This window comes from Streptomyces sp. NRRL WC-3549, assembly GCF_000721935.1.
Lineage (GTDB): Bacteria > Actinomycetota > Actinomycetes > Streptomycetales > Streptomycetaceae > Streptomyces.
This window is the reverse complement of the sequence record NZ_KL585426.1, coordinates 37653-45599: the sequence shown is the minus strand read 5'-3', so window position 1 is coordinate 45599 and position 7947 is coordinate 37653. Positions and strand designations below refer to the sequence as shown.

The window sequence follows — 7947 nt, the reverse complement described above, 5'->3', positions numbered from 1 at the left end:
AGTCGGCGCCCGCCAACGCCGGGGCGAGCCGCTCGCGCAGCGCCCGTCCGGAGCCCTCGCTGATCGCGACGGCGAGCTTCCCGGAGGCGGAGATCCGCTGGTCGGCCAGGAGGCCGGCCAGATCGTCCATGGCGCCGGGGCGAATGTCGACGACGACCGGCGAGGGGATGAGGCGGGTCAGTACCGGCACGCGATCTCCCTGCCCCGGGCGAGGTCGTCGTGGTTGTCGATCTCGACCCAGGTGACCTCGCCGATGGGGGCGACGTCCACGGTGAAGCCGCGGTTCACGAGCTCCTGGTAGCCGTCCTCGTAGTAGAGGTCGGGGTCGCGCTCGAACGTGGTCTTCAGCGCGTCGGCGAGCTCCTCGGCGGCCTCCGGCTCGATGAGCGTCACACCGATGTACTCGCCGGTCGCCGTGGCGGGGTCCATCAGCTTGGTGATGCGCCGTACGCCCGCCCCGTGCTCGGAGACGACCTTCATCTCCTCGTCGGCGAGCGTCTTGACGGTGTCCAGGGCGAGGATGATCTTCCGGCCCTCGCCGCGCGCGTCCAGGAGGGTCTTCTCGACGGAGACGGGGTGCACGGTGTCGCCGTTGGCGAGGATGACGCCTTGCTTCAGGACCTCACGGGCGCACCACAGGGAGTAGGCGTTGTTCCACTCCTCGGCCTTGTCGTTGTCGATGAGCGTCAGCTTCACGCCGTACGTCGCCTCGAACTCGGCCTTGCGGGCGTAGACCGCCTCCTTGCGGTAGCCGACGACGACGGCGACCTCGGTGAGACCGACCTCGGCGAAGTTCGCCAGCGTCAGGTCCAGGACCGTCTTCTCCCCGTCCACGGGCACCAGGGCCTTGGGCAGGGTGTCGGTGTAGGGACGCAGACGGCGGCCGGCACCTGCTGCCAGTACGAGGCCGATCATGCGAGTTCTCCTTCGTCGTGTACGGCGGGGGCCGAGGAGGACACCCAGAAGCGGATGGACTCCACGAGCACCACGAGAGCCACGGCGGCCGCGAGCACGGTGAGGGCCGTGGTGAATCCTGAGCCCGCGGTGAGCAGGGCGGCGAGTACGGCCACGACCAGGGTCCGGCCCTCGTGCCCGCCTACCGCGCGCACCAGCCACCGCGGTGGGGCACCGGTACCGCCTCGGATGCGGTACACCGTGTCGTAGTGATGGTAGGCGACGGCCGAGACCAGCCCGAACGCCGCCGGAACGGCGTGCGGGGCGTCGCTGCGGGCCGCCAGCACGAGGACCGTGCAGTACTCCGCGGCCCGGAAGGCCGGCGGTACCAGCCCCCCAGCGGCCGGGAGACGGCGAGGCCCGCGAGGACGGCGTACAGGAGTGCGGCGCCGACGGTGAGCCATCCGCCGAAGGGCGCGAACAGGGCCGCGGCGACCATCAGCGCCCCGCCGACGAGCGCCGGCAGCGGGGCGGTGTAGCCACCCCTGGGACGCCGGAGCACCGCGGCGACCGCCTGGGCGAGCGGCCCGGAGTCGGCGAGGTCGGCCAGGGCCCGCATGGCGCGGTCGGTGCGCCGGGCCTTACGGGTCAGCGAGCGCAGCAGCCGGCCGGCCGTGGTGTAGCAGGCGGCCAGCGCGCAGCCCACGAGCAGGGCGTAGAAGACGATCCGGGGGGTGGTGAGCGCGGTCAGCACGGCGATCATGGCCCAGCGTTCACCGATGGGCAGGACTATCATCCGGCGCGCCCACACGGTCCAGCCGACACTGTCGAGCCGGTCGGAGAGGGCTGCGGTGGGGCTGGTGTTGGAGACCGCGTCGTGGTTGGCCTCGTTGAACGAGAAGTCGACGACGTGGCGGCAGGCCTGGAGGACCATCGCCCCGAGCGCCAGGACCCACACGTCGTCGCCGCCGCGGGCGGCACCGAGGGCCAGGCCCGCGTAGTAGGCGTACTCCTTGGCCCGGTCGAAGGTGGCGTCCAGCCAGGCGCCCATCGTCGAGTACTGGAGCGAGTAACGGGCGAGCTGCCCGTCGGTGCAGTCCAGGACGAACGACAGCAGGAGCAGCACCCCGGCCGCGACGTAGCCGCCGCGGGTGCCGGTCGCCGCGCTGCCGGCCGCGATCAGGGCGGTGACCAGCGAGGCGGTGGTGACCTGGTTCGGGGTGAGGCCCCGGCGGGCGCACCAGCGCGCGATGTAGCGCGAGTACGGGCTGATGAAGAAGGTGGTGAAGAAGCCGTCGTGGGCCTTGACCGCGCTGCGCAGCCGGACCGCCTCGTCGTCGACGGCGGCGACGGAGGTCTGCGCGGCGGCCCGTTCCTCGGGGCCGGCGGGCACCGCTGCGGTGAGCGATCCCAGCTCGGGGCGGTGCACGGGGGTGCCCTCGGCGTCCAGGGCCACGGCCAGCCGGCCGGGGACCGTGCGGTCCTCGGCGACCGTCCCGGCCCCGGGGGGAGCCAACGGGCTGCCGGTCCCGACGGCCTCCGCGGCCCGCCGCAGCGCGCGGAGCAGTGCGCTCCGGGCGGCGGGCCGGGCGGTGAGGGCACCGGGGACGGCGGCGGCGTCGAAGCGGGGGTCGGTCAGTCCGAGCCGGAGGGCGTGGGCGTGGCCGACGAAACGGGGGTCCACCAGGGCGACGCGCTGGTCGGCGGGGACGGTGGCGAGCAGCTCGGCGGCCTGGTCGGCGTCGGCGGCGGCGGTCACGTCGAAGCCGAGCGACCGCAGATCGTCCTCGAGCGACGATCCGGGTACCGGCGCACCGGTGAGGATGGCGGTCGACAGACGAACTCACTCCTTGGCGGTGACGGGAACGGCGCACGACGACGCGACCCCGTGGGCGGGCCGGCGGCTGTCGGCTGAGGGTCTGCCGAGCGATCTTCGACCGGAAGGCGTAAGCGCTCCGGTACTCGCGTTTCCAAGGCGCCGGAACGCCCTCATAGCGGAGCTATCAGGGCATTTCGGCAACGCGGGAAGCGTGCGCGCCGGGGCGAGGCCGCCCGGTCAGAGATCACCGACAGGCTCTGAGGCTATCGGATGAACAGAAGACCGATTTCACCGCCCGTTTGTGCTTCGTTCGGGTGAAGTGGCCGTCCGTGTTCGAGTGAACCGGACATCCTTCGGCGCCGTTCGTGATCATCATCGTCGATCCGCGTGCCGTCCCACAAACCGCGCCCGCGGGCCCGGCGGGGCCGGGCGGTCCGGGACGAGGGGACGGAAGCCTAAGCTGACGCCCATGACGTGGCTGATCACAGGCGGGGCGGGATACATCGGGGCACACGTGGCGCGGGCCATGACCGGGGCCGGGGAACGGGTCGTCGTGCTCGACGACCTCTCCACGGGGATCGCCGAACGGCTGGGCCCGGACGTCCCGCTGGTCCGCGGGTCGACGGCGGACCGCGGGCTGCTGGACCGGGTGCTGGCCGAGCACGGTGTCACGGGGGTGGTGCACCTCGCGGCGAAGAAGCAGGTCGGCGAGTCCGTGGAGGACCCGCTGCTGTACTACCGGGAGAACATCGGCGGGCTCACCGTGCTCCTGGAGGCCGTGGCCGCCGCCGGGGTCCGGCGCTTCCTGTTCTCGTCGTCGGCCGCGGTGTACGGCGTCCCGGACGTCGAGCACATCACGGAGGACACCCCGTGCGCGCCGATCAACCCGTACGGCGAGACCAAGCTCGCCGGGGAGTGGCTGGTGCGGGCGGCGGGGCGGGCGCACGGCGTCTCCACGGCCTGCCTGCGGTACTTCAACGTGGCGGGGGCCTCGGAGCCGCGGCTCTCGGACACCGGGACCTCCAACGTCGTACCGATGTTCTTCGAGCGGCTCACCCGGGGCGAGGCACCGCGGGTCTTCGGTACCGACTACCCGACACCGGACGGCACCTGCGTCCGCGACTACGTCCACGTCGACGACCTGGCCGACGCGCACCTCGTCGTGGCCCGCGGGCTCCTGGCGCGGGAGCCGGGCGAGGACCTGACGCTGAACGTCGGCCGCGGCGAGGGCGTCTCCGTGCGGGAGCTGGCCGCACTGGTGGGCGAGGTCACCGGGCGGCCCGCCGAGCCCCTGGCCGGGCCGCGCCGCCCCGGCGACGCGGCCCGGGCCGTGGCGTCCGTGGAACGGATGACACGGGAGTTCGACTGGACCGCCCGGCTCGGCGTGCGGGAGATGGTCGAGTCGGCCTGGGCGGCCTGGTGCCTGCGCCATCCGCAGGCCCGCGCGATGTGACCGGCCACACCTTCCACGCCGTACGAACCTGCGAACATCTGCGCAGGTCAGAGCAGATGACAACGGTGTTCACTGCCGTGTTGCCCGCGACCACGGGCACGTAGTTCACTGGCCGCATCGGACGGCCGGCGTCCGAGGCGTACAACCGTGTACGAAGGTGTTCGGGAGGCATTCTCATGGGGGCTGGCCACGACCACGGGCTGTCTCTTATACACATCGTATAAGAGACAGGGATCGCGCTGGTCATCACGCTCGGCGTCATGGTCACGGAGATCGTCGGCGGGCTGCTCTCCGACTCGCTCGCCCTGATCGCGGACGCCGCGCACATGGCGACCGACGCGCTGGGCCTGGGGATGGCGCTGCTGGCGATCCACTTCGCCAACCGTCCGGCGGGCCCCAACCGCACCTTCGGCTTCGCCCGGGCCGAGATCCTCGCCGCACTGGCCAACTGCCTGCTGCTGCTCGGGGTCGGCGGCTATCTGGTCTTCGAGGCCGTCGAACGCTTCGTCACCCCGGCCGACACCCGCGGCGGGCTGGCCATCGTGTTCGCCGCGGTCGGCCTGGTCGCCAACGTCGTCTCGCTCTCCCTGCTGATGCGCGGGCAGCAGGAGAGCCTCAACGTGCGGGGCGCCTATCTGGAGGTCCTCGCGGACACCCTCGGCTCGGTGACGGTGCTGGTGTCGGCCGGGATCATCATGGCGACCGGCTGGCAGGCCGCCGACCCGATCGCCTCGCTCCTCATCGGCCTGATGATCGTGCCGCGCACGGTCAAGCTGCTGCGGGAGACGCTCGACGTCCTGCTGGAGGCCGCGCCCAAGGGCGTCGACATGGCGGAGGTACGCGCCCACCTCATGGCCCTGCCCGGGGTGCTGGACATCCACGACCTGCACGCCTGGACGATCACCTCCGGCATGCCGGTCCTCTCCGCCCACGTGGTGGTGCACCAGGAGATGCTCGACTCGATCGGCCACGAGAAGCTGCTGCACGAGCTCCAGGGCTGCCTGGGGGACCACTTCGACGTGGAGCACTGCACCTTCCAGCTGGAGCCGAGCGGGCACGCCGAACACGAGGCCAGGCTCTGCCACTAGGCGTGTTCCGGAGTCCGCCCGGAGGGCGGGCAGGCGGCGTGCGCTGCGTGCCGGGCGTCGCCGGGCAGGCGGGGCTTTCGGAACCCGCCCTCGGTGTTAGGGTCTGCGCCGTGCACACCGAGCCCGGCACCCCCCGAGGGGCCGTGGGATCCCGAAGGAGCTGAGGCGGATGACGGTCGCGACGACGGCTGCCCCGAGCAGTGACCGGTCCTTCCTCATTCCCAGGGTTCCCGGCTGACCTCGCGGCGCGTCCCGCGCCGCCGTGCCGACCGGAAACCCTCTCGTGCAAGGGATTCCCACGTTGACCGACCACACGTACCACGCCTTCTTCGCACTGCACCGCGCCCTGCCCAGGCAGAGCCCCGGCTCGGACGCCACCACCCGTCGGCTGCTGGAGCTGGTGGGCCCGCGGCCCGGCCGTCCCCGCGTCCTCGACCTGGGCTGCGGCCCGGGCAGGGCCTCCCTGCTGCTCGCCGCCGAGGCGGGCGCCGAGGTGACGGCGGTGGACCTGCAGAGGCTCGCGGCCTCGGCGACCGGATCCGTACCGTCCGGGCGGACATGGCCGACCTCACCGGCCCGGACTTCGCCGACGGCTCCTTCGACCTGGTCTGGGCCGAGGGGTCGGCGTACGTCATCGGGTTCGACACCGCGCTGCGTGACTGGCGGCGCCTGCTCGCCCCCGGCGGGGCGATGGTGGTCACCGATTGCGTCTGGACGACCGACGCGCCCTCCCCGGGTGCCCGGGCCTTCTGGGAGCCGCAGGCCACGCTGCGCCCGGTCGCGGCGAACACGGCGGCGGCCGTGGCGGCGGGCTGGCGGGTGACCGGGGTCCTGGTGCAGCCCGACAGCGACTGGGACGAGTACTACGTCCCGCTGGCCGAGCGGGTCGCGGCGGCCGACCCCTCGGCTCCCGGGATGGCCGAGGCGCTCGCGGCCACCCGGGAGGAGCTGGCCGCGCGGCGGGACCACGGCACGGAGTACGGCTACGCCGGCTACGTGCTGCGCCCCTCCGGTCCCCGGTAGCCCGTCCACGCCGGGGCGGCCGCCGGACGCGGCACGGCGGCGGGGCGAGTCACACGTTCCCGTGCCGGGGCGTCCCGGGTGCTCCCCGGCGTGCGGCTTCGCCCCGGCGCCGCGGTACGGGATCCGCCCCGGCCGGCTCCGCTCGGGGTGCCCGAAGAGGCGATGAGGGCGCGCGCCCGCGACGGTTCGGTGCCCGCGACGGCGGGCACGATCGCCTGACCGGGGCCTTCGGGGTCTGCGTGACGCCCGTTCCGCCGCGCCCGCCCGGTGCGGCGGAACGGACATGCCAGCACCCGAAGTGCGGACAAGCGGCCTTTGTGCGGCAGACTTGACCGGACTCGAGGGGTCCGGCGCACGAGGCCGGTAACCAAAGCGAAGGATGGGTATGCCGACCACACCAGCCACCGTGACGCACAACTCGTCGAACGGCACAGCAGAAGCGATCATGCTCGAACTGGTCGACGAGAGCGGCACCACGATCGGCACGGCGGAGAAGCTCGCGGCCCACCAGGCCCCCGGGCAGTTGCACCGGGCGTTCTCCGTGTTCCTCTTCGACGAGCAGGGGCGGCTGCTCCTGCAGCGCCGGGCGCTCGGCAAGTACCACTCCCCCGGCGTGTGGTCGAACACCTGTTGCGGCCACCCCTACCCGGGCGAGGCTCCCTTCGCGGCCGCCGCGCGGCGCACATACGAGGAGCTGGGGGTCTCGCCCTCACTGCTCGCCGCGGCCGGCACGGTCCGCTACAACCACCCCGATCCCGCCTCGGGGCTGGTCGAGCAGGAGTTCAACCACCTCTTCGTCGGCATGGTGCAGGAGCAGGTGCGGCCGGACGCGGAGGAGGTGGGCGAGACGGCGTTCGTGACCGCGGCCGAGCTCGCCGAACGGCATGCCGCCGCCCCGTTCTCGGTGTGGTTCATGACGGTGCTGGACGCGGCGCGGCCCGCGATCAGGGAGCTGACCGGGCCGTCGGCCGGCTGGTGATCCGCCGCGGCGGGCGGGGGGCGGTCAGAGCCCTGTCTTGAGCGGCAGCGCCGCCCAGATGATCTTGCCGCCGCCCGCCGTGTGCTCCACCTGGCAGCTGCCGCCCGCCTCACCCGTGATCTCGCGGACCAGCAGCAGCCCCCGGCCGCCCGTCTGCCCGTGGTCCGTGACCAGGGCGGTGGGGCGGTAGGGGTGGTCGTCCTCGACCGAGACCCTGACCCACTCGGCCCCGATGGCCACTTCCACGGCGAGCTCGGGCGAGAGCAGGGCCGCGTGCTTGACGGCGTTGGTGACGAGCTCCGACACGATCAGCAGCAGCCCGTGCAGAATGCCGTCCTCAAGGGGTACGCCCTGCCGCTTCAGCAGGTCCCGCACGGCGTGCCGGGCCCGCGGTACGGAGGCGTCGACGGCGGGGGCGGTGAAGCGCCACACGCCTTCGTACGGCGCGGGGAGGTCCGGGACTCTTTCGCGGCTCTCCATGGACCGGCCACCCGCTCTCGACTCGCCTGTCACTGACCATCGAGTAATAAGTGTCGGGAACCGCGCGGTCCTGTCCCGGCAGCCGACCGGAAGTGCTCACTTAAGGTCGTGATTCGACTGAAGCTGCACGAAGTCGCCTGGCACGGAACTGCTTTCTGCCCTTTCGCGGTGCCCTCCGCTCCGTCATCAGGCTGACCGCGCGGCAGCGCCG

At 72.7% G+C, this 7947-nt stretch carries 5 protein-coding genes and 3 pseudogenes; 4 read left to right on the top strand and 4 right to left on the bottom strand.

All coding sequences use genetic code 11. The features are described 5' to 3' along the window. The 3 genes and pseudogenes from IH13_RS0128590 to IH13_RS38710 form a co-directional block, all read right to left on the bottom strand. A pseudogene (locus IH13_RS0128590) lies at positions 1–190 on the bottom strand (dehydrogenase); the annotation flags it as partial. Further along, on the bottom strand, positions 178–915 hold the full coding sequence (locus tag IH13_RS0128585; RefSeq protein ID WP_031088892.1) for a phosphocholine cytidylyltransferase family protein: 738 nt from the start codon (positions 913–915) through the stop codon (positions 178–180). The gene IH13_RS0128585 and the pseudogene IH13_RS0128590, both read right to left, overlap by 13 nt. After that, positions 912–2653 (bottom strand): annotated as a pseudogene (locus IH13_RS38710) (DUF5941 domain-containing protein). Before IH13_RS38710 ends, IH13_RS0128585 begins: the two are co-directional and overlap by 4 nt. Positions 2654–3182: 529 nt before the next feature. Between IH13_RS38710 and galE the strand changes: the two are divergent. The 4 genes and pseudogenes from galE (at position 3183) to idi (ending at position 7256) form a co-directional block, all read left to right on the top strand. Beyond that, entirely contained in the window at positions 3183–4166 is a 984-nt protein-coding gene (gene galE / locus IH13_RS0128575) for a UDP-glucose 4-epimerase GalE (RefSeq protein WP_031088891.1), read from the top strand. Positions 4167–4399: 233 nt separating this feature from the next. After that, the gene (locus tag IH13_RS0128570; protein ID WP_082317747.1) at positions 4400–5254 is read left to right on the top strand and encodes a cation diffusion facilitator family transporter; all 855 of its coding nucleotides are present in this window, start codon (positions 4400–4402) and stop codon (positions 5252–5254) included. 301 nt (positions 5255–5555) lie between these two features. Continuing rightward, positions 5556–6274, top strand: a pseudogene (locus tag IH13_RS38705) (SAM-dependent methyltransferase); the annotation flags it as partial. Between the two features lie 388 nt (positions 6275–6662). Continuing rightward, positions 6663–7256, top strand: a complete 594-nt coding sequence (gene idi / locus IH13_RS0128560) for an isopentenyl-diphosphate Delta-isomerase (protein WP_031088888.1) — start codon at positions 6663–6665, stop codon at positions 7254–7256. A gap of 24 nt (positions 7257–7280) precedes the next feature. Here idi and IH13_RS0128555 read toward each other — a convergent pair whose 3' ends face one another. After that, entirely contained in the window at positions 7281–7736 is a 456-nt protein-coding gene (locus IH13_RS0128555; protein WP_037842687.1) for an ATP-binding protein, read from the bottom strand. Between the last annotated feature and the right edge of the window lie 211 nt (positions 7737–7947).